Origin of the sequence: Pseudomonas sp. B21-031, from assembly GCF_024748985.1 — a bacterium.
In the GTDB taxonomy this organism is placed as follows: Bacteria; Pseudomonadota; Gammaproteobacteria; order Pseudomonadales; family Pseudomonadaceae; genus Aquipseudomonas; species Aquipseudomonas kermanshahensis.
The window spans coordinates 3564615-3585507 of record NZ_CP087181.1; the positions used below are offsets into that span (position 1 = coordinate 3564615).

A 20893-nucleotide genomic window follows, 5' to 3' on the forward strand; every position below is an offset into this window, starting at 1 on the left:
GGGGGTCGCGCATCCGTGTGCAACCTGCTTTCATGGATCAATCCCGCGCCCCTTCATGAGAGGCCCTCATCAATGTCACGCGCTAATCTTAACGACCTGCAAGCCTTCGTGGTCATCACCCGCGAAGGCAGTTTCACCCGCGCGGCCGCCCAGCTTGGCGTCTCGCAGTCGGCACTGAGCCATACCATGCGCGCGCTGGAAAGCCGTTTGGGCGTGCGCTTGCTGACGCGTACCACGCGCAGCGTTTCGCCGACCGAGGCGGGTCAGCGGCTGTATCAATCGATGGCGCCGCGGTTCGATGAGATCGAACTCGAACTGGCCGCGGTCAGCGAATTTCGTGACACCCCGGCAGGCAATGTGCGGATTCAGGCATCCGAACACGCCGCCAACAACATTCTGTGGCCCAAGCTTTCAAAGGTGCTTCCCGACTACCCGGACATCAATGTCGAAATCACCGTCGACTACGCACTCTCCGACATCGTCGCGCAACGCTATGACGCCGGTGTACGCCTGGGAGACCAGGTGGCCAAGGACATGATCGCCGTACCCATCGGGCCGCCCCTGCGCATCGCGGTCGTGGGCTCACCTGATTATTTCAAACAGCGGCCGGTGCCGAAGGAGCCCGGTGATCTGGCCGCGCAAAAATGCATCAATCTGCGCCTCCCCACCCATGGCAGCCTGATGCAATGGGACTTTGAAAAGGATGGCCATGAACTGAAGGCCCGTGTCGAAGGGCAATGGACGTTCAACAGCAGCGTGCCGATCCTGCGTGCGGCCGTGGCGGGATGTGGCTTGGGCTTCCTGCCGGAAGACATGGTGGCGAAGGAGCTAGCCGATGGCAGCCTTGTGCGGGTATTGGAAGATTGGTGCCAACCCTTTGCCGGTTACCATCTCTACTACCCAAATCGCCGTGAACATTCATCAGCATTTGGCGTTGTAGTTGAAGCATTGCTCTACAAGCGCTGAGTCACCGAACTAAACATCTGAATTTTACCCGCCCCGCAACCCCGCGAATGAGCAGACGCTTTTTGATCGATTGCAGTCGTACGTGACCGGCCGCATTGGGTCGAATGCAGTTGTTCGCTAGTGACCGCTATCGACCCATTGCGGACGTCCGTCAGAGACTGCTTTCGGCTCATACCCGTCGTTCAGAAGGGGCCGCAAAGGCCTGAAACAGACTGTAGGCAATACTAGGGCGGTCTCTGAAGTACTGCGTTTGCATGTTGAGTCATAGGTCATCACGTTTTAGCGGCAGGTTTGAGTCGGAAGCTGACGCCCATACGGTTAAAAGCGTTCATTGCGGCAATGGCCGCTGTCAGGTCGACAAGGTCCTTTTCGGCAAACATTGCCGATGCTGCTGCGTAAGCTTCGTCGGATACATGTGTCTCGCTTACCCGCGTGACTTCTTCTGCCCAGGCCAATGCTGAGCGCTCCTGATCCGAGAACAAATAGTGCGCTTCATGCCATACTGGTACTAACAGCACTTTGTCCACTGAAATACCTGCTTTGATCAGATCGCGTGAGTGCAGATCGATGCAATGGGCGCAGCCGTTGATTTGAGACACCCTGAGAAACACGAGGTGAATCAACGGGGCTGGCAAATTTGTCGCGGTGGTCACGAAATGATGCAGCCCGCCAAGGGCCTTGGCTGCACCAGGCGAAGCTTCAAACCAATTGAGTCGACTCATGATTTCTTTTCCTGTCTTTGAGCAATGAAGAGGGTGACATGCGGATTGCCGCTTGACGGCACACCGCCCAGCTAATGTGCAAACCTATACGCTTGAATTCGATGATGTTCTTAAAGCGGGCTGCAGACTTGATCCACACCATGGCTATCCCTACCAAAGAACGTCTGCACCTCACCGTACCCTGTTTCCCTCCCAGTATTCAGTGACTCCACACCCTTGGCGGTACCTTCAACGGTGAAGTAGTACACGTGATTGAGACCGATGGTGGCGAGGACGGCGGACAGGTAGGATCGCAGAAAGTCGGGTTGACGGGCATGCTGGCCGCTGATGTAGCCCCCGCAAGCTATTGCGACGTAAACCGGACGATCCGTCAGCGATCCGACTTTGCCTTTGGCGGTGCCCAGAAACGTTTTGCCCACGCGTACCACCTGGTCGATCCACATCTTGAGTGGGGCGGGCACGCTGTAGTTGTGCATCGGCGTGGCAATCAGCAGTACGTCGCATGCCTGCAGTTGGTCGATCAACTCGTCGGAACGGCTCAACGTACCCTCCTGACCGCTTGCTATGACTACGCGCTGATTGGCTAACGCCTGGGCGTAAGGCGCATCGACTGGGGCCAAGGAGTTGAGGTCTAAATCGGTCAACTGGATACCCCTTCTGCCGGCCTGACTGGCCAAGGCAAACAGGATCTGCTGGGACAGTTTCAGACTTTCCGAATCCTCTGCATTGGGGCTGGCGACCAGGCGAAGAATGCGCAAAGGAGCAAGTGGCTGTTGTGACGATGTCATGAGGTTCGCCTCCTTGGATGTGCGTGCGGGTTATGGCGTATCGAACTGTTTCTGAAAGCGCAGTGCACCCGTCAACAGGCCTTCACGGAAGTAGAAGCGTTGCGCGCGGGCGTTGGCCAAACCCGTGTCGAGCACCAGGCGTGCACAACCGCTGGCGCGGGCCAGTCGCTCCAAGGCTTGCAATAAGCGCGAGCCCCACTGACCTCCCCGCTGAGCCTCGGCGGTTACAAGGTCATCGACATACAGGAATGCGCCGTAGACCAGGTTTTCCTGTAAGCGGTAACCAGCCAGTGCCACAAGAACGCCTAAGTCATAAGCACCAATCAGGCGATAGCCTTCAACGCGCATACGCTCGATGCGGCTGACGAAGTCAGCTTCGCTCGTCAGATGAGGGCGCAATTGCTGCATTACCGGGAATGCGCTGCAGAGGTCATGGGTGCTGTCCAGGGGGCGCAGGGACGTGTCGGCCAGGTCGAGCACGCTGGGTATGAAGTTGTGCAAAGGGGATGTCATGGGAGTTGCCCTCATGAGTAGGTGATGGCGCTATATTGGACTACCATTGACCCACTTGATTGAGCCAAGAAATGGGATATGAACTAGGCCATGATGACCTCCCCTAAGCCGCCTTTTGCTCCCTTGGAAGAGCAGTCTGCCTTGCCTCTGTATCGTCAACTGTACGACCGCGTACTGGCCGCCGTTGCCGCAGGCACGTTGTCCCCCGGTGACCGCTTGCCGTCGGCGCGCGCCATGGCCAAGGAGCTGGGGGTGGCCCGTGGCACCGTCGAATTGGCCTATTCGCTGCTGGCCAGCGAGGGTTACCTCCTGGCGCTCGGGCAGAAAGGCACCGTAATCAATCCTGAACTGCAGAAGCCCGTGTCGGAGGCCACCGCATTACCAGTCAGCAGCCAAGTGATCGAAGACGCACCTGATTCGCTCTGGCGTCCACCGCAGCTGTTGCCGTTCCAGATGGGGGTACCGGCGCTGGATGCATTTCCGCGCAAGATATGGGCGCGTCTCGGTGCTCGGTATCTCCGTGGGATGCGTCTTGGAGATCTGGACTATCCGGCACCCCACGGCCTGGCAGCGTTGCGCAGCGCCATTGCTTCGTATCTGCAGGTGTCCCGAGGTATCGATTGCGGTGCCCATCAGGTGTTTATCACCAGCGGTTGGCGCAATAGCCTGTCCTTAGTCGCACATACCCTGTTGCAGCCAGGCGAGTGCGCCTGGGTGGAAGACCCGGGCTATCCCACTACGCGCCAGGTGCTTCGCCAGTTCGGCCTGGACCTGGAAGCGGTGCCGGTTGATGCCGAAGGCATGAACGTAGAACACGCCATCGCGGGTTCTCGGACTGCTCAGGTCGTCATGGTGACACCAGGGCATCAGAGCCCGCTGTCGATGGCACTGTCGCTGCCACGCCGGCAACTGCTACTCGATTGGGCTGCCCGCACCGGTGGCTGGATTGTCGAGGACGATTACGACGGCGAGTACCGCTACGTCAGCCGTCCACTTCCAGCGCTGGCCAGCTTGGATCGCCATGGGCGCGTGCTGTATGCCGGCACCTTCAGCAAGGTGCTGTTTCCCGGTATTCGCCTGGCTTATCTGGTGGTGCCGCAGGCGCAGGTGGCAGCGTTCGAGCGCGTCGGCCGGGCCTTGTTTGCTGCCGGGTCACCGTCAATTACCCAGGCTTTGGTGGCGGAGTTCGTTGCCGAGGGACACTTCGCTCGGCATATCCAACGCATGCGCCGCCTCTACAACGAGCGACGGGCATTGACCATCGAAGCACTGGACCGGAGTTTGCCGAAGGGTCTGCAGGTGGAACGCTCGCCAGGCGGCATGCACTTAGTACTGCGTTTGCCGGAGGACGTAAGCGACACCGCCCTGGCCGAGCAGGTGCTGGCCAGGGGTATGTCGGTACAAGCGTTGTCGCGCTGGGCTGCGTCATCGCAGCGTCAGTCAGGTCTGCTCCTGAGTTTTACCAACTGCGCCACGACGGCTCCAGGCGAGCAGCTTGGCGCGTTGATCAGCAAGTTACTCAGTTGAGGTTGGCCTTGTTCAGGCCGAACAGCTCATCGGACGAGCCGGGGATCGCCTGGAAGGCCACATTGAGGCGATTCCAGCCATTGATGGCGACGATTAGGAACGACAAATCCGACAGCTCCTGCTCGGAAAACTGCTCAAGCGCACTCGCATACAGGCTGTTGGAGATACCATGAGGCGGCAGTTGGGTTAGGGCTTCAGTCCACTCCAGCGCCGCCCGCTCTACTGGCGAAAACAGCCCTGACTCACGCCATACGGCCACGTGGTGAAGACGCAGCTCGCGCTCGCCATGGATCTTGGCCTCTTTCACATGCATATCCACGCAGAACGCACAGCCGTTGAGCTGCGAAGCGCGCAACATGATCAGGTGGGCAAGATCGGCCAGTGGCGGTTTCTTGCTCAGTTGTAGGGTGAGTTCCACCAGTTTGTTGGACGCTTGGGGAGACAGCTTGAAGTAATCAAGGCGGTTGTTCATGGGTAGTTGCTCGCAGTGGGTGGAGTTTGTTGGAGCCCACTGTAGCAACGCTTGGAATAGCCCCACAGGGCCAAGATGGTAGCTTCGAACTAGGCCATGTCTGTATCGAAGTACGCCATGAACACCCATCGAGCGGTATGGTCGAAGGGGCGCTATAGGCCGTTCATTGCCCTCCGCGAATGGCCGCAATGGGTCGATTGCAGCCGTTCGCTAGTAACCGCTATCGACCCCGACCTGACAGCCGTAGCCGTGCTGCAGCCAAAAGGAGGGCTCAGTTCACCATCACTTCGTCCAGCGCCCGTTCAAGGGTGCTGACCGTGCGCTCGATATTGTGCAGTTTTTCGAGCCCGAACAGACCGATACGAAAGGTCTGGAAGTCGGCCGGCTCATCACATTGCAACGGCACTCCGGCGGCTATCTGTAGGCCGTGTTCTGCAAATTTCTTACCGTTCTTGATGTCGGGATCATCGGTGTAGCTCACCACTACACCCGGGGCCTGAAAGCCGGCTGCGGCCACGCTTTTGATGCCTCTGCCGGTCAACATGGCGCGGACGCGATCGCCCAGCGCCTGCTGTTCATCGCGCACCTTGTCGAAACCGTAGGCTTGCATCTCGTTCATCACATCGTTGAATCGCGCGAGAGAATCGCTGGGCATGGTCGCGTGGTAAGCATGTCCGCCCTGTTCGTATGCCTGCATGATCTGAAGCCACTTTTTCAGGTCGCAGGCAAAGCTGCTGCTTTGCGTCTGCTCGATGCGCTCGAGGGCCAAAGCACTGAGCATCACCAGCGCGCAGCAAGGGGAGGCGCTCCAACCTTTCTGCGGTGCGCTGATCAGCAGGTCGACTGCGCACTTGTCCATATCAACCCAAAGCGTGCCTGAGGCGATGCAGTCCAGTACGAACAGCCCCCCCACTGCATGCACAGCGTCGCCAATGGCCCGCAAGTAATCGTCGGGCAGGATAATCCCGGATGAGGTTTCAACGTGTGGTGCAAAGACAATCTGCGGCTTGTGCGCCTCAATGGCCGCCAACACTTCGTCCAGAGGCGGGGGCGCGTAGGCTGGCTGGCGACCCGTGTCGATCGGTTGGGCTTTCAGCACCGTGGTAGCCGCCGGAATGTTGCCCATCTCAAGGATCTGGCTCCAGCGATAACTGAACCAACCGTTGCGGATCACCAGGCACTGCTGGCCGGTGGCAAACTGTCGCGCTACCGATTCCATGCCGAATGTACCGCTACCCGGCACTACTGCAACAGCCTGAGCGTTATAGACCTGTTTCAGGGTGCTGGAAATGTTCTTCATCACGCCTTGAAATGCCTGCGACATATGATTGAGCGAGCGGTCGGTGTAGACCACCGAATACTCAACCAGCCCCTCAGGATCAATACTTGGATAGAGCTTTGACATGCGGTGACTCCTTTAGCAGAGATGTCATTGGTATGGACCCAGTCCTAAGCCTTGGCAACTGAGAAGTTAGAACATGGCTCGGACAGAGGTCGTTCACGTCCGGTTAGTCGACAGCAGGCGGTGGTGACTGTCTGCTATCACCCCACCCAACAAGCCATTAAGCTACCGCACTGTCTGACCGCTCTCTCAGGACGAGGCCAACCATGTTCGATCACCCGACCCACCCCGAAATCGCTGAATGGTTCACCCAATTCAATGTCCCTGAGGTGTCCTACAGCGTCTGCTCCATTGACCTGAGCAATGAGCCGCCCGAGCACTGGTTTTACAAACGCAAGAAGTTGCGGCCTGAAAGCCTGAAACTCGATCTGCACATCCCGGCCAACGGCAGCTGGTGGGTCGACCTGTCGCGTCATGACAAGCTCTTCAACGTCCAGTGGCGCCCCAACGATGACCTGCGCATCGAGTCGCAGCAACTGCGCTACCGCAAGCAGATCAAGTGGCCCCGCCTGCACAACCTGATGGGCTTCCCCTTGCTGGTCGAGCAGTTGCAGCAGTGCCTCGAGGTGACCTTCCTGCGCCATGCCAATATAGGGGCGCGCTTGCTGGAACCCGAAGCGTTGGCGCGCAATCCAGAACTACGGCAATGGCTGGCACCCTGTGCCGACACTTTTGGCTGGAACAGGCGAATGCAGCCAGAATAACAGGGCTGCGCGATTCACTTATGAGCACAAGCATCGCCCGCTACCCATCAATCCGATCAATCTCTTCCTGGCTCAGCGCACGCCAATCAGCCGGCAAAATCCCGTAATCGGCGCGCGCGGACTCCAGGCCCTGCGCCAATGACAGCATTAGGTGATCGCCTTCAACCTGTTGAGCGCAGTAATCGATGAAGCGAATCTCCAGATAAACCGGCGGGTCCTCCCCTCCTTCGACCTCAAGACCAAACAGCACGATGGCTGTTACGTTGGGACGATATTCACAGGGTTGCCGCACCTTGGCGAACAGGTACACGGGCTTTTCCGTCATTCGTTCAACTCCGTTACATGCCCGGGTACAGACCCGCAGGGGGTTGGTAGTCGGGGTCTTCGAAGCGACTGTTACTGTAAGTCGTTTTGGCCGTTGGCCCGCCGTGGGGGTACGTCACTTGCGGGTTGGGGACGAGGTGCCACCCGGCGCCGTCTTTGTCGCGCTCAATCAGCGTCGGATACAGCGTGCAGGTACCGCCTGAACCGGAGGTCAACCTGAACTGATAGTAGCGCCCTGCCTGGGGCGTGAAGTGAGTTACGACCATGCAGGATTGCGTACGCGGCCCCTCCCAGAACATGCCCACCTGCGTTTTGATACCGGGCCTGACACGGGTTTCGAAGTAGTCGAACGTCAAGTCCTGCCCGGCTTTGGGCATGCCCTGGTCCTGTGTATTGATGAACGGCAGCGGCCCGGTGCGGATCACGCCGCCCGAGCGCACGCCGTTTTCGTATTGGTAAATAGTGGCATGCTGCGTGAAGTTGACGACGCGAACCCACGCGGGATCCGGCTCGTTTTCAGGCGCGACGAAGTAATCGGTATGAGGTAAATATTGGCAGCCCGCAAACAACGGCAGAAGCAGCAGGCAGCGTGCAGTACGTATCGACATGGCGCATGTCCTTTGCAAAGTGCCTGTACAGACCACACGAGCGGGGATGCATTCCCTAGCTGCTTCAAGAATGTCACGCTTAGCCGTCGGCCAAACGGTCATGGCGAATCGCCTTGAGGGGGCTATCGTTGCTTGTCTGGGCAACGACTACCGACCGAGGGCGGGGCGATGAACACCAGTGATCTTCTCGAACAGTTACTCCGGGCCGGGCAAGGCTCGCAAGCGCAACAAGGCAGCGGTGGCCTGTCATCGCAAGATGGCCTGGGCGGTTTGGGCGGCTTGCTGGGTGGGTTGCTTAACGGCGGCAGTGCCGCGGGTGGCGGTGGTGGGCTTGGCGGTCTACTGGGCGGCCTGTTGCGGGGTGGCGGCAGCGCTGGCGGCGTTAGCCAGGGGCGCGCCACGGGTGGTACCAATTACGCGGCCCTGGCGTCGCTGGGCATGATGGCGTTCCAGGCCTACCAAAGCTGGCAGCGCAGCCAGGCGGCAGCCCCGCAACAGGCCATGCGTACTGTCGATCAATTGTCCGGCCCCGAGGCCGAGGGCCACAGCCATGCAATCTTGCGCGCGCTAATTGCTGCAGCCAAGGCTGACGGGCGCATCGACGAGCAAGAAGAACAGTTGATCTACGCAGAAATCAAACGTCACACCAGCGACCCGCAACTGCAGCAATGGCTGGATGACGAAGTCAGCAAACCCCTCGATGCTGCCGAAGTGGCAGAGTCGGCCCAGGACCCGGCCATGGCTGCGGAGATGTACCTGGCCAGCGTGATGCTGGTTGATGACCAGCAAGCCGCTGAGCGGGCCTACCTTGATGAACTGGCCAGCGCTCTGCAAATCGACCCGACCTTGCAGGTGCACCTGGAACAACAGGCCAAGGGAGCCGCGTGACCTGGCTGAGATGCCTGCGCGCTTCATCAACCTGAAGCCCGCGCAGGCATGGTTCCGAGCGTAAACAGCCTGTGAGGTTGTGCTGCTTAGCTGTCACCTTCCTGCACACTGACCCTCACGCCCGTGCTTGCGATTTCGTACTCAGATTCCGATATCTGCCGCACGGCCCCACCGAATTGCATTTCAAAATGCACCGGACCTTCATGCCGAATCATTCCATTGGGCGAGCGCTCAACGGTCTCATCCTGATAAATGTTGATCACGTAGACCACATTATCCGTACCCACCCCGACTTTTTTCCCAACGTATTTATCCGCCATATCCTTACGCCTTGAGTGAAACCTCACAGCCGCTGCACCTGGGATGCAGACCGTTAAAGCCTGTGCGCAATGGCGCAAGCGGTCTGTGCGCTACCGTACAGACGCTTTGAATCAGATAGCCGCCGCAGGCTAATTAGACAGGCTGGATGGTATCCTCCAGCGGTTTTACCCCGTTGGCAGTAGCGGACGGCGAACAGGACAAAAGGAAAATGTCATGCGTACACGCACCCTCCTCGCGGCATTCGGCGCCGCGTTCACACTGCTGTCAGCCCCGGCATCGGCCACCCAGCCGGCGCCCGTGACGCCGGCACAGGTGAACAAAGACCGCATTTCGGTAACGGTCGAAGGCAGCGGCCCTGATGTGATCTTGATCCCAGGTTTGGCGTCTTCCCGCGAGGTCTGGCGTGATCTGGCCACCCGCTTGCAGCGCAGCCACCGCCTTCACCTGGTACAGGTCGCAGGTTTCGCCGGCGCACCTGCGGTGTCCGACTCGCGTGGAGAAGTCGTGGCGCCAACGGCCGAGGCCATCGCTGACTACATCCGCACCCAGCACCTCAAGGCCCCGGTCATCATTGGTCACTCGTTGGGTGGCGAAGTGGCGCTGATGCTCGGCGCGCGTCACCCCGATCAAGTCGCCCGGCTGATGGTCGTCGATGCCCTGCCCTTCTACACACTGCTCATGAACCCTTTCGCAACCCGCGAGACAGCCGAACCGCAGGCGGCTGCATTTCGCGATTCGCTGCTGGCGTCAACGCCTGAGCAGGCTGAAGCCCTGCAGCGTGTATCCATTGCCCGCCTGGTAAAAAGCGAAGCAGCCCGGCCTGTGTTGCTTGCGGCGGCGACAAGCTCGGATCGGCAGACCACAGCCCAAGCCACGTACGAACTGATGACCACCGACCTGCGCCCAGAGCTTGATCGCATCCAGGTGCCGGTCGAGGTCGTGTATGCCTATGACCCGGTGTACGGCATCCCCGCGGCCAATGTCGAGGCGACCTTCCGCAACGCCTATGCCAATACCCCGCACATCAACTTCACGCGCATTGACGACAGCTTCCACTTCGTCATGCTCGACCAGCCAGAAGCGTTCGCCAACGTGGTCACTGATTTCCTGCAGCCCTAGCGGCCGCCTGCCACCGCCGTTCAGCGCTTGAGCAGGGCAATGAAAAACAGCCCGCCAAGCGCTGCGGTGGCAATGCCGATCGGCAGGTCTTGCGGGGCGATCAGGGTGCGTGCAGCCACGTCTACCCAGACCAGGAAAATGCCCCCCAGCAGTGCGCTCACCGGCATCAGCCGGCGGTTTTCCGCACCTACCAGCGCCCGCGCCATGTGCGGCACCATCAAGCCGACAAAGCCGATGGCACCGGAGAGCGACACCAGCACACCGGTCAGTAGCGAAGTGCAGGTGAACACCTGCAGGCGCAGGCGTCGGCCGCTGAAGCCCAAGCTCACTGCGGTCTGCTCACCGCTCATCAGCGCATTCAGCCCGCGCCCAATGACCTGCAAGGCCACCAGCCCCAGCACCACGCAAAGCGCTGGCAACCAGAGGACATGCCAGCGCGCCGCCCCCAGGCCTCCCAGCATCCAGAACACCACCGAGGCGGCGGCGTGCTGGTCACCCGTGTACAGCAGCAGATTGACCACGGCCATCAACACGAACGACACGGCGACGCCCGCCAGCAGCAGGCGATCGCTTTCCATGCGGCCATGGCGCCGCGCCACGGCGATCACCAGCAGCATGCTCGCTGCTGCGCCTATGAACGCCGCCAACGGCAGGCTGAAGGCACCGATGAATTCGCCGAGGTAGAGCATCACCAGCACCGCCCCCAACGCCGCGCCGGAGCTGACGCCCAGCAGGTGCGGGTCTGCCAGGGGGTTGCGGGTCACGGCCTGCAACGCCGTGCCGACCAGCGCCAAGCCGGCCCCCACCAAGGCCCCCAGCAACACCCGGGGGGCGCGGATCAGCCAGACGATCTGCGCCTGGCTCTGGGACCACTCCCCTGGCCCGGCGATGCCCAGTTGCTGGCCGACGATCCCGGCCACGTGGGCCAGCGGTACCGATGCGGGGCCGAATGCCAGGGCGATCAGGCACGACACCAGCAACAGTGCGCTCAGCATCACGATCAACCACCGGTAGGCCACAGGGCTGTGCCCGACCCTCATTGAACGGCACCTTGGAACAGCTGCGGATGCAAGGCAGCCGCCAGCTTCTCGATGGCCAGGGCGTTCTCGACAGCGGGCGTTACCTCCAGGTAAGTCAGCACAATGAAGCGCTGCTCACGAATCGCCTCCACGTCTTTCAATGCCGGCTGTCGCAGCAAGAAATCGCGCTTCTGCTGCCAGCTGCTCGGGCCATAGTCGACGATCAGAATGACCTGCGGGTCGCGCTCCACCACACTCTCCCAGTTCACCTGGGTCCAGCTGGCAGACACGTCGTCCATCACATTGCGACCGCCTGCCGCCTCGATCAGGGCCTGGGGTACGCCCAGCCTTCCCGAGGTGGTCGGGCGGTCTTCGCCACTGTCGTACAGAAATACACGGGGCGCAGCCTGCGCGTGTTCAAGCCGGCGCTGCACGTCACCGATGCGCGTGCGCATGCTTGCGATCAAGACGTCGGCCTGGGGCTGGACGGAAAAAATCCGACCTAGATTGCCCAGGTCGCGATAAACGTCATCCAGGCTAGCCCGTTGCTGGGCCATGACCCACGAACACGACTCGCTCAGCTCATACACCGGGATACCGAACGGCGCGAGGGTGCTGGGCGTGACCGGCCCACCGACCTGCATGCCGTAGTTCCAGCCGGCAAAGAACAGGTCGGTTTCAGCCGCCAGCAAGGTTTCGATGGCGGGGTAACGGCTGGCCAGCGGTGCTACGCCTTGCAGCGCTGCATCCACCCACGGGTCGCGGTGCTTGCTGGCAGTGAAGCCGGTGTAGCCGATGATGTGCTCGCGCAGCCCCAGGTGCAGCAGCATGGCGGTCATGTTCACGTCGTGCACCACGACCCGCTGCGGTGGCTGGGTGAACGTTATGTCGCGGTCACAGCTGCGCACGCTCAAGGGGTAATCGCGGGCCATCGCCGGCAGCGCGGTCAGCAGCGCCAACAGGCCGATCAGGTTGCGGACAGTCATGTTCGGGTGATCCAGGTAATGCGTGGGTAGGGATGCAGGGGATGCGGGTCAACCAGCGCCTCGACGCCGAAAACCTGCAGCAGCAGCGCGGGGGTCAGCACCTGCTGTGGCGTACCGCAGGCGACGATGCGCCCGCCGTCGATGACGTACAGCCGATCGCAAAACGCAGCCGCCAGGTTGAGGTCGTGGAGGCTGGCCAGAATGCTCAGGCCCAGGCCACGCAGGTGCTGAAGCAGCTCCAGCTGGTAGCGTGGGTCGAGGTGGTTGGTTGGCTCATCGAGTAGCAGCAGCTGTGGCGTCTGCACCAGCGCCCGGGCCAGCAGCACACGCTGTTTCTCGCCGCCAGACAGGCTGGCAAAGGCCCGTTCGCCCTCGCCGGCAAGGCCAACTTGCGCCAGTGCCTGGGCCACTTGCCGGGCGTCCTCGGCCGTGTCGCCGTCGAACACGCCCTTGTGCGGTGCGCGCCCCATCGCAACGATGTCGCCAACGCTCAAGCCAAACGCGTCGGGAAACTCCTGCAGCACCACCGCGATGCGTTGTGCGCTCCAGCGTGCGCTGCGTTGCCAAAGGTCATCGCTGCCGAGGCGCACACGGCCCTCGGCAGGTTCGTTGGCGCGGTAGGCGCACCGCAGCAGGCTGGTCTTGCCGCTGCCATTGGGGCCGATCAAGCCGACGAACTCGCCCTGTTCCACCCGCAGGTCCACACCCTGCAGCAGCGGGCGCGGCGGCCGTCCCCGTTCAAGCAAGGCCCAGTCCAGGGCCTCGATGTGCAGTTGCGTCATGGGCATCACCTCCAGGAAGCACCGGCCAGGGGCCGGTGCGACAGGCTCAGAAGCTGTAGTCAGCCGTGACGAAGAACGAACGCGGTTCGCCCAGGTACCACTGCCGGCCATTGTTACCCGTGGTGGTGGCGTACTGGCGGTCGAACAGGTTGTTCACCTGCAGGCCCAGGGTCAGGTCCGGTTGCACGTGCCAGTCGATGTTGGCGTCAACCACGGTGTAGCTGGGCACCTCGACGGTGTTGGCGTTATCGGCGTAGCGGCTGTCGACATAGCGCGCCCCGGCGCCGGCACTGAAGCGTTGGCCGAAGTCTTTGCTCAACCACAGGTTGGCGGAGCGGCGCGGCACGTTGATCGGCTGGTTGCCGGAGTAGTCGTTGGCGCCACTGGCAAACTCGTCATACTCCGCGCGCACCCAGGCGGCGTTGGCCGACAGCTGCACGTCGTATGGCAGGCGCAGTTCGAGAGTGGCCTCGATACCGTCCGACGACTGTTGGCCAACCTGCTGTTGCAGCGTGGGGTTGAGCGGGTCGGTGCTCAGCAGCTTTTTCTTGACGATGTGATACGCCGCCAGGGTCCACTCGCCTCGCCCGTCAGGCAGCCTGTGCTTGATGCCGGCTTCGGTCTGTTTGGCAGTGCTCAGGTCCCATTGCTGCTGCGTGGCGTTGAGGGTGAGCAGGTTGCTCACACCTTCGGTACTGGTGGCGTACTGGCCGTAAACCGACAGGTCCTCAGTCAGCGCGAACACCAGACCGGCGCGCCAGTTGTCGCCAGACAAGCTGCGATCGGTGCGGGTATCGGCATCCAGGTCGTCGCGGTTCAGGTGCACCTGGTCGCGGCGTGCACCGGTGATCAACGACAGGCGCTCGGTGAGTTGCGTGCGGTTTTCGGCGAACAGCGAGAACTGCTTGGCCTGGTTGGCTTCGCGCGAGCGGTAAGGGTCGTTGCTGATGTACTCGCCCCCACCGGAACCGGACAACGGCACGGTATCGGTCAGGGTGTTGCCGAAGTCGTGCTTGCGCACGAAACGGATCGTGTTGTAGTCGGCGCCCACCACGGTCTGGCTGTCCAGGCCGAACAGCGAATGTTGCAGGGTGAACGACTGGCGATCGCCAAGCTGTTCCTGGGTCTGCTTGATGCTGATGAAGCTGCTGCGCCGCACCTGGTCGCCTGGTAGCCAGGTGTAGGTCTCGGCGTTGCGCCAGCGGCGCTGGGCCTTGAGGAAGTACAGCTGGTTGCTGGCGGTGAAGTTGTCGTTGATCACCCAGTCGGTGACCAGCCGCGTCGACTGGTCGTTGTAATGCACCTTGGCGTTGTCGACGTTGTAGTTATGATCGCGCAGCGACTCGCGGTAATGACCGTCCACCAACGGCGTCCCCATGTACTGCTGCGGGTCCTGGTCACCGTAGTCGTGGCTGAGGGTGAAGCTCAGTTCATCGCTGGGCTGCCAGCGCAGCGCGCCACTGATGGCGACGCTCTGCGAATCGCCCCGGTCGACCCAGCCGTTGCTGGCCAGCTTGTTGAGGTTCAGGCGGTAGCTCAAGGTGTCGGTCAGCGAGCCGCCGCTGTCCAAGGCCATCTGCCGACGGTCATCCGAACCGTAGCCCAGGCGCAGGTGATTGCGGATTTCGCCTTCAAAAGGCTTCTTCGGCACGACGTTGACCACCGCACCGGTGGCGCCCTCCCCGTACAACACCGAGGCCGGGCCGCGCAGCACATCGATGCGCTCGACCGACCAGGTATCGACCGGGAAGGTCACGGTGCCGGCGCCCACGTACAGCCGGGTACCGTCGTACAACTGCATGGTCGAGCTGTGCCCGGTGAAGCCGCGGGCCGACAAGGCCGTGCCGCCGTTACCGGGGGTGCCGATGAAGGTGATGCCGGGTGAACGGGTGACCGCGTCCTGCACCGTGGCGTTGTTGCGCGTAAGGATTTGCTCGGCACTGATACTGGTCACGCTGGCCGGCGTTTCCAGCGGCGTCAGGCCAAGCCGCGAGCCACTGGTGCCTGGGGTATGCAAGTCGGGCTGAGGGTTGTGCTCGGCCGTGCCGGTAATGTCCGTGGCCGGTAGCGCCAGGGCGTTGTCCGCCTCGGCGGCGTGGGCAGCAACAGAGAGAAACACACAGGGCACCAGGCTGGCGTGCAGCAGCGTACCTGGCAGAGAACTGAACAGCGAATAACGGGACATGTCGTTCCACTTGAAGCAGGAATGAAAGAATCCCGGAGGGAACAACGCAAAGAGGAATCGCGGGCGAGCACGCCCACGGAAACCGGCCTGCGCCCGCCCACCGCGGGTTTGCCAAACGATGCTTCAGGCCGGTCTCCGGGCTCGCGAGGGTCATGAAGCATTCACCTTCCCATGCCAGGGCACAGTGGTGTCTTGAATGCTTCGCTCGCATACCGTTGCGGGGGCAGCGCCGGACTGATCATCGAACGATGACGAACCGGCTTCCCGTTTCACCCCATGCACGGCGGCAGGGGGCACCTGAAACAGGCGCGCAGATGACCATCAAAAGGCCGCTGCGTCAACCGGCTTATGGCAAACAGGTCGCCTGAACTCGCCACTTCAGGCCCTGGGCGAACGCGTCACGGTTCAATCATCGCCGGGGCTTTCTACTGCCTTTTCTGGCGCGGCATTTTGTAACGTTCAGTAAGAAGTTTTTGCATGGACATCATTCCCACCACTCTTTAGCCTTACGCCTCCGTCGAAGTGGGGACCCCGTGTGAAGCAGCAGTCAGCTAAACGAACGCCCGCCCTCTGGGGCATTCTCATGGTCGCCGCAAGCCTCTGCGCACACGCAGACAGCACCCCCCAACAAAGCCCGACGCTGGTGTATTCCTGGCCCGTTAACGCAGGCCCACTCGACCCACGCGGCTACTCGCCCAATCAGATGTACGCCCAGGCCATGGTGTATGAACCGCTGGTGCGTTACACCTCGGCGGGCACGGTAGAGCCGTGGTTGGCACAGGCTTGGCAAGTCTCCGACGATGGCAAGACCTACACCTTCAACTTGCGAGATGGCGTGCGCTTCAGTGACGGCACGCCATTCGACGCTGCAGCTGCCAAGGCCAACCTGGATGCCGTCCTGGCCAATAGCCAACGCCATCGCTGGATGGAGCTGGTCACCACCCTCGACCACATCGAAGCCCTTGACCGGCTGACCTTGCGCCTGGTGCTCAAGCACCCGTACTACCCAACGCTGATGGAACTGGCCCAAGTGCGCCCGCTGCGCTTCGGCTCCCCACAGGCCAAACCTGGCGAACCCGCCGGCACCGGCCCATGGATGCGCGTCGAATCGCGCTTGGGCGAGTATGACCGCTTTGCCCGCAACCCCTTTTACTGGGGCGCAAAGCCGGCCTATGGTGAGGTGCTGGTAAACGTCATCCCTGATCCCAACAGCCGCGCGCTGGCCCTGCAGGCCGGCGAGCTCGAGCTGATTCAAGGGGCCGCCGGCGAGATTACCGCCGGCACCTTCGTGCGCCTGCGCGACCAAGGCTTCGCCACCGCCCTCTCGGCACCGCTGGCTACCCGCACCCTGGCGATGAACACCGGGCACGGCGCCACCCGTGACCTGGCCGTGCGTCAAGCGATCAACCAGGCGGTGAACAAGCAGGCCATCATCGACAAGATTCTGTATGGCCTCGAGCCCCGTGCCGATACCCTGTTCGCCAGCAACATGCCCTATGCCGACATCGGCCTGAAACCCTACGCCTACGACCCTGCCCAAGCCGCTCGCGAACTTGACGCTGCCGGCTGGACCCTGACGGCAGGCACGACGGTACGTAGCAAGGCCGGTGAACCGCTGTCGATCGAACTGGTGTTCCTCGGCACCAGCGCGCTGCAGAAGAGCCTGGCCGAAGTGCTGCAAGGCGAGCTGGCTAACGTCGGCATGCGCATCGAGCTGCGTGCGGTCGAAGAAGGTGGGCTGGTCCGGCGCCAGCGCGATGGCGACTTCGGCATGATCTTCGCCGACACCTGGGGAGCGCCCTACGACCCGCACTCCTTTGTCAGCTCCATGCGCTATGCCGGCCATGCCGACTACATGGCGCAGCGCGGTTTGGCGATCAAGGACGAACTGGACCAACGCATTGGCCAGGTACTGGCAAGTACCGACGCGCAGCAACGCGCCGAACAGTACCGGTTCATCCTCACCACCCTGCATGAGCAAGCCGTGTACCTGCCGATTTCCTACCTTACCGCCATCAGCGTTCGCCGCGACTCCGTTGCCCATGTGCAATTCGGCAGCACGCTGTTCGACGTGCCGTTCGAAGCCATGACACCGAAGCAGGGAAACTGACATGCTGCGCTATATCCTGTTGCGGCTGGCACTGCTGGTACCGGTAATGCTCGGTGTTTCACTGCTGGTCTTCGTGCTGCTGCACCTGGGCAGCACCGACCCGGCCCTGGACTACCTTCGCCTGTCGCACATCCCGCCGACTGACGCGGCCATTGCCGAAGTCCGCCATACGTTGGGGCTCGACCGGCCGTTGCTTGAGCAGTACCTGACCTGGCTCGGGAAGGCCGTGCAGCTGGACTTCGGTATTTCATACCTCACGGGGCGGCCGGTGCTCGACGACCTCCTTTACTACCTGCCCGCTACCTTGCAACTGGGCGGCCTGGCCCTGGCCTGCACGCTGCTGCTGTCGATTCCGCTTGGCTTGGTTGCTGCGCGCTGGCAAGGGCGCTGGCCCGATCACGCCGTCCGCGCGGTGACGTTCCTGGGTGTCTCGATGCCCAACTTCTGGTTGGCGTTTCTGCTGATTGCGCTGTTTTCCCTTTGGCTGGGCTGGCTACCGCCACTGGGCCGCGGCAGTGCCGGGCATCTGGTGATGCCGGTACTGGCGATTGCCCTGATGTCGATGTCGATCAACGCCCGCCTGTTGCGGGCAAGCCTGCTGGAGGCCAGCGGCCAGCGTTATGTCACCTACGCCCGTGCTCGCGGGCTGCCCGAGCGCCGGGTATGGCGTGACCACGTACTGCGCAACGCCTGGCTACCCTTCGTCACGGCCACTGGTATGCACATCGGGGAATTGATCGGCGGGGCACTGGTAATCGAGACCATCTTCGCCTGGCCCGGCGTAGGCCGCTTCGCGGTGTCGGCGGTGCTCAACCGCGACTTTCCGGTCATGCAATGCTTCACCCTGCTGCTGACAGGCCTGCTGATGGTTTGCAACCTGGTGGTGGATGTCTGTTATGCCTGGCTCGACCCTCGCAGCCGTCTTGAAGGGGTCGACGCATGAGTGTACTGGCCATCTTCCGTCGCGCTACGCTGGCCGGCCAGGCCAACCTGATTGCTGGGCTGGTACTGGTCACCGTGCTCTGCATGTTGGCCGTGTTTGGCCAATGGCTTGCCCCGCACGACCCGGACCTGGTCGACCTCGGCCGACGCCTGCTGCCACCGGACAGCAGCCACTGGCTGGGCACCGACCACCTTGGCCGCGACGTGCTGTCCCGGTTGATCGTCGGCACACGGCTGTCGCTGGGCAGCGTAATGCTGACACTGGCGCTGGTGCTGTTTCTGGGCTTGCTGGTGGGCGGGGTGTCCGGTTTTGTCGGTGGCAAGGTCGACCTGCTGCTGATGCGCCTGTGCGACATGTTCATGACCTTCCCCACGCTGGTGCTGGCGTTCTTCTTCGTCACCCTGCTGGGTACTGGCCTGAGCAACGTGATCATTGCCATCGCCCTGTCGCACTGGGCATGGTATGCGCGCATGGTACGCGGCATGGTCATCGCCCAACGCGGCCGCGAATACGTGATGGCATCACGCCTGGCCGGTGCCTCACGTTGGGCGCGGCTGCGCCAGCATGTGCTGCCGAACATTGCCGGCCCCTTGCTGGTGCTGGCCACGATGGACATCGGGCACATGATGCTGCATGTCTCGGGGCTGTCCTTCCTCGGCCTTGGCGTCACCCCGCCCAGTGCCGAATGGGGGGTGATGATCAACGATGCCAAGGAGTTCATCTGGACCCAGCCGCAACTGCTGCTGTTGCCCGGGCTGATGATCTTCTTCTCGGTGATGGCGTTCAACCTGCTGGGCGATGCGTTGCGTGATCGTCTGGACCCAACCCAGGAGGCTCATTGAATGCCAGTATCGACGTTACAGCTCAAAGGCCTGTGTATCGAAGGGCGTGCTGGCGTGTTGGTGGACGACGTCGACCTGCAGCTGCGCCGCGGTGAAGTCTGTGCCCTGGTCGGTCACAGCGGATCGGGCAAATCGCTCAGTTGCCTGGGCTTGCTTGACGTGCTGCCGCCAGGCCTGCGCCGTACACGCGGCCAGTTGCTGCACGATGGCAAGCCATTGGCGGCCGATCAGGTGCGTGGGCAGCTTGCCAGCCTGATCCTGCAGAACCCACGCAGTGCATTCAACCCTGTGCGCAACATGGCTAGCCATGCCCAGGAGACCCTGAAACTGCGAGGGGTCGTCGGCAGCGCTGCACGTACGCGCATGGATGAATGCCTGGAGGCCGTCGGGTTGGATGACCGCAATCGGGTCCTGCAGTCGTTCGCGTTCCAGCTCAGCGGCGGCATGTTGCAGCGCATGATGATCGCCCTTGCGCTCATGGCCGAAAGCCCCTTTCTGCTGGCGGACGAGCCCACCAGCGACCTCGACGCCGTGAGCCAGGCACGCTTTCTCGACCTGCTCATGAAGCTGGTGCAGCAGCACAGGCTTGGCGTGCTGTTGGTGACCCATGACATGGGGGTGGTTGCCCGCTGCGCCGACCATGTCGCGGTGATGGAAGCGGGGCGCGTCGTCGAGCGGCAAACAGTGCATGGCCTGTTCGATCAACCGGCCAGCGCCACCGCCCGCACCCTGCTTGAAGCCCATCAGCTACTGAACGGGAGCCAGCCATGAGCCTGCTGCACGTTAACCAACTCGGGCATGGCTACCGTTCCGGAGGGCTACTGAGCAGACGCGGCTGGCTGCAGGTGCTCGACGGCATTGAGCTTGAGTTGCAGCCCGGTGAGTCGCTTGGCCTGCTCGGCAGCAGCGGCAGCGGCAAGAGCACGCTTGCTCGGTTACTGCTCGGCCTGGAGAAACCCGCGTGTGGCCAGGTGACATTTGCCGGCCAAGAGGTCAGCCGACTGCGCGGCGGTGACGCCCGTGCTTTCTTGCGCGCCGTTCAGTTGGTCCTCCAGGACGCGCCCAGCGCGTTCAACCCGCAACGCAGCATCGGCTGGAGCATTGCCGAGCCGTTGCGTCACCTGAGCGAGCTGGGCGAAGCTGCACGCAACGCCCGTACCGTGGAGCTCCTAGAGCACATGGGCCTGCGCAGCGAGCATGCCGAGCGCCTGCCGCACCAACTCAGTGGCGGCCAGCTGCAGCGCGCCAATATCGCCCGCGCGTTGGCCATCTCACCCAAACTGGTGATACTGGACGAGGCCTTGTCAAACCTGGACCGGGTGTTGCAACTGCAGCTGCTGCAGCGCCTGGATGCACTTCGACGCGAGCACGGCACCGCGTTCTTGCTGATCACCCATGACCTGAGCCTGGTGCGCTACTTCTGCCAGCGGGTGGTCGTGTTGGACGCCGGGCGCATCATCGAGGAGCGTCAGATAGACGGTAGGCTTTCGTTCGATCACGCCGTTGGCAAGCAGCTACAGGCCGCAGTACTGCCGGTGCGGCCAACAATGCGCGAGCCTGAGGCAGGGTCGCCGGCCGCCTTGTCACCTGCGGCAGTTCGGGCGACGACTAGACTGAGTGTCTGACCCAGCCGGTGGCTAGCAAAGCTGCCTGCCTGCGCCAGCCCCAGAGT

22 protein-coding genes and 1 riboswitch are annotated in these 20893 nt (G+C 62.0%); of the genes, 10 read left to right on the top strand and 12 right to left on the bottom strand.

Annotated elements, in window-relative coordinates; translation table 11 throughout:
• Positions 1-72 precede the first annotated feature (72 nt).
• Entirely contained in the window at positions 73-966 is an 894-nt protein-coding gene (locus LOY53_RS15655; protein ID WP_258704177.1) for a LysR family transcriptional regulator, read from the top strand.
• 272 nt (positions 967-1238) lie between these two features.
• On the opposite strand, the gene LOY53_RS15660 is transcribed toward LOY53_RS15655, so the two are convergent.
• The 3 genes from LOY53_RS15660 to LOY53_RS15670 all read right to left on the bottom strand — a co-directional run bounded on the left by LOY53_RS15660 (position 1239) and on the right by LOY53_RS15670 (position 2989).
• A complete protein-coding gene (locus LOY53_RS15660) occupies positions 1239-1688 on the bottom strand; it encodes a carboxymuconolactone decarboxylase family protein (protein WP_023532827.1) in 450 nt (149 codons plus the stop codon).
• A 110-nt stretch (positions 1689-1798) separates the two neighbouring features.
• A complete protein-coding gene (locus LOY53_RS15665) occupies positions 1799-2476 on the bottom strand; it encodes an FMN-dependent NADH-azoreductase (protein WP_060484137.1) in 678 nt (225 codons plus the stop codon).
• A 30-nt stretch (positions 2477-2506) separates the two neighbouring features.
• On the bottom strand, positions 2507-2989 hold the full coding sequence (locus tag LOY53_RS15670; RefSeq protein ID WP_023532427.1) for a GNAT family N-acetyltransferase: 483 nt from the start codon (positions 2987-2989) through the stop codon (positions 2507-2509).
• Positions 2990-3079: 90 nt separating this feature from the next.
• Here LOY53_RS15670 and LOY53_RS15675 point away from each other — a divergent pair, with 90 nt between their 5' ends.
• Entirely contained in the window at positions 3080-4516 is a 1437-nt protein-coding gene (locus LOY53_RS15675; protein WP_033728313.1) for a PLP-dependent aminotransferase family protein, read from the top strand.
• On the opposite strand, the gene LOY53_RS15680 is transcribed toward LOY53_RS15675, so the two are convergent.
• Together LOY53_RS15680 and LOY53_RS15685 are read right to left on the bottom strand one after the other, a co-directional pair.
• Positions 4509-4988, bottom strand: a complete 480-nt coding sequence (locus LOY53_RS15680; protein WP_023532684.1) for a carboxymuconolactone decarboxylase family protein — start codon at positions 4986-4988, stop codon at positions 4509-4511. The two genes, LOY53_RS15675 and LOY53_RS15680, sit on opposite strands and share 8 nt — an antisense overlap.
• A gap of 271 nt (positions 4989-5259) precedes the next feature.
• On the bottom strand, positions 5260-6393 hold the full coding sequence (locus tag LOY53_RS15685; protein ID WP_252824743.1) for an aminotransferase class V-fold PLP-dependent enzyme: 1134 nt from the start codon (positions 6391-6393) through the stop codon (positions 5260-5262).
• A 203-nt stretch (positions 6394-6596) separates the two neighbouring features.
• Between LOY53_RS15685 and LOY53_RS15690 the strand changes: the two genes are divergently transcribed.
• A complete protein-coding gene (locus LOY53_RS15690; protein WP_099429729.1) occupies positions 6597-7094 on the top strand; it encodes a hypothetical protein in 498 nt (165 codons plus the stop codon).
• Between the two features lie 40 nt (positions 7095-7134).
• On the opposite strand, the gene LOY53_RS15695 is transcribed toward LOY53_RS15690, so the two are convergent.
• Both LOY53_RS15695 and LOY53_RS15700 read right to left on the bottom strand, forming a co-directional pair.
• Complete coding sequence (locus LOY53_RS15695; RefSeq protein WP_258702935.1) at positions 7135-7419, bottom strand: hypothetical protein; 285 nt, start codon at positions 7417-7419, stop codon at positions 7135-7137.
• A gap of 13 nt (positions 7420-7432) precedes the next feature.
• The gene (locus tag LOY53_RS15700; RefSeq protein WP_252824746.1) at positions 7433-8026 is read right to left on the bottom strand and encodes a hypothetical protein; all 594 of its coding nucleotides are present in this window, start codon (positions 8024-8026) and stop codon (positions 7433-7435) included.
• A gap of 168 nt (positions 8027-8194) precedes the next feature.
• Here LOY53_RS15700 and LOY53_RS15705 point away from each other — a divergent pair, with 168 nt between their 5' ends.
• A complete protein-coding gene (locus LOY53_RS15705) occupies positions 8195-8914 on the top strand; it encodes a tellurite resistance TerB family protein (RefSeq protein WP_258702936.1) in 720 nt (239 codons plus the stop codon).
• A gap of 86 nt (positions 8915-9000) precedes the next feature.
• Here the strand turns inward: LOY53_RS15705 and LOY53_RS15710 are convergent, their stop codons facing one another.
• Positions 9001-9234 carry a hypothetical protein gene (locus LOY53_RS15710; protein WP_027596268.1) on the bottom strand — a complete coding sequence of 78 codons (234 nt, stop codon included), beginning with the start codon at positions 9232-9234 and terminating at the stop codon, positions 9001-9003.
• A 214-nt stretch (positions 9235-9448) separates the two neighbouring features.
• Between LOY53_RS15710 and LOY53_RS15715 the strand changes: the two genes are divergently transcribed.
• Entirely contained in the window at positions 9449-10354 is a 906-nt protein-coding gene (locus LOY53_RS15715) for an alpha/beta fold hydrolase (protein ID WP_085273171.1), read from the top strand.
• 20 nt (positions 10355-10374) lie between these two features.
• Here the strand turns inward: LOY53_RS15715 and LOY53_RS15720 are convergent, their stop codons facing one another.
• Genes LOY53_RS15720 through LOY53_RS15735 form a run of 4 tightly spaced genes read right to left on the bottom strand, consistent with a single transcriptional unit; the run spans position 10375 to position 15326 of the window.
• Positions 10375-11394: an iron ABC transporter permease gene (locus LOY53_RS15720; protein WP_258702937.1), complete on the bottom strand. Its 1020-nt coding sequence runs from the start codon at positions 11392-11394 to the stop codon at positions 10375-10377.
• A complete protein-coding gene (locus tag LOY53_RS15725; protein WP_408981377.1) occupies positions 11391-12374 on the bottom strand; it encodes an ABC transporter substrate-binding protein in 984 nt (327 codons plus the stop codon). The genes LOY53_RS15720 and LOY53_RS15725 overlap by 4 nt, the downstream gene beginning before the upstream one ends.
• On the bottom strand, positions 12356-13141 hold the full coding sequence (locus LOY53_RS15730) for an ABC transporter ATP-binding protein (protein WP_258702939.1): 786 nt from the start codon (positions 13139-13141) through the stop codon (positions 12356-12358). The genes LOY53_RS15725 and LOY53_RS15730 overlap by 19 nt, the downstream gene beginning before the upstream one ends.
• A gap of 46 nt (positions 13142-13187) precedes the next feature.
• Positions 13188-15326, bottom strand: coding sequence for a TonB-dependent siderophore receptor (locus tag LOY53_RS15735; protein ID WP_258702940.1), 2139 nt, complete (start codon positions 15324-15326; stop codon positions 13188-13190).
• Positions 15327-15434: 108 nt separating this feature from the next.
• A riboswitch (cobalamin riboswitch) is annotated at positions 15435-15642 on the bottom strand.
• Positions 15643-15861: 219 nt separating this feature from the next.
• Here LOY53_RS15735 and nikA point away from each other — a divergent pair.
• The 5 genes from nikA to nikE are packed head-to-tail and all read left to right on the top strand — an operon-like array spanning position 15862 to position 20846.
• Positions 15862-17436 (top strand): nickel ABC transporter substrate-binding protein, encoded by a 1575-nt coding sequence (gene nikA / locus LOY53_RS15740; RefSeq protein ID WP_408981306.1) that lies wholly within the window; start codon positions 15862-15864, stop codon positions 17434-17436.
• 1 nt (position 17437) lies between these two features.
• A complete protein-coding gene (gene nikB / locus LOY53_RS15745; protein ID WP_027596261.1) occupies positions 17438-18379 on the top strand; it encodes a nickel ABC transporter permease subunit NikB in 942 nt (313 codons plus the stop codon).
• On the top strand, positions 18376-19221 hold the full coding sequence (gene nikC / locus LOY53_RS15750) for a nickel ABC transporter permease subunit NikC (protein WP_258702942.1): 846 nt from the start codon (positions 18376-18378) through the stop codon (positions 19219-19221). The genes nikB and nikC overlap by 4 nt, the downstream gene beginning before the upstream one ends.
• Positions 19222-19992 carry a nickel import ATP-binding protein NikD gene (gene nikD, locus LOY53_RS15755; protein ID WP_258702943.1) on the top strand — a complete coding sequence of 257 codons (771 nt, stop codon included), beginning with the start codon at positions 19222-19224 and terminating at the stop codon, positions 19990-19992.
• A complete protein-coding gene (nikE, locus tag LOY53_RS15760; protein WP_258702944.1) occupies positions 19989-20846 on the top strand; it encodes a nickel import ATP-binding protein NikE in 858 nt (285 codons plus the stop codon). The genes nikD and nikE overlap by 4 nt, the downstream gene beginning before the upstream one ends.
• Positions 20847-20893: the final 47 nt, after the last annotated feature.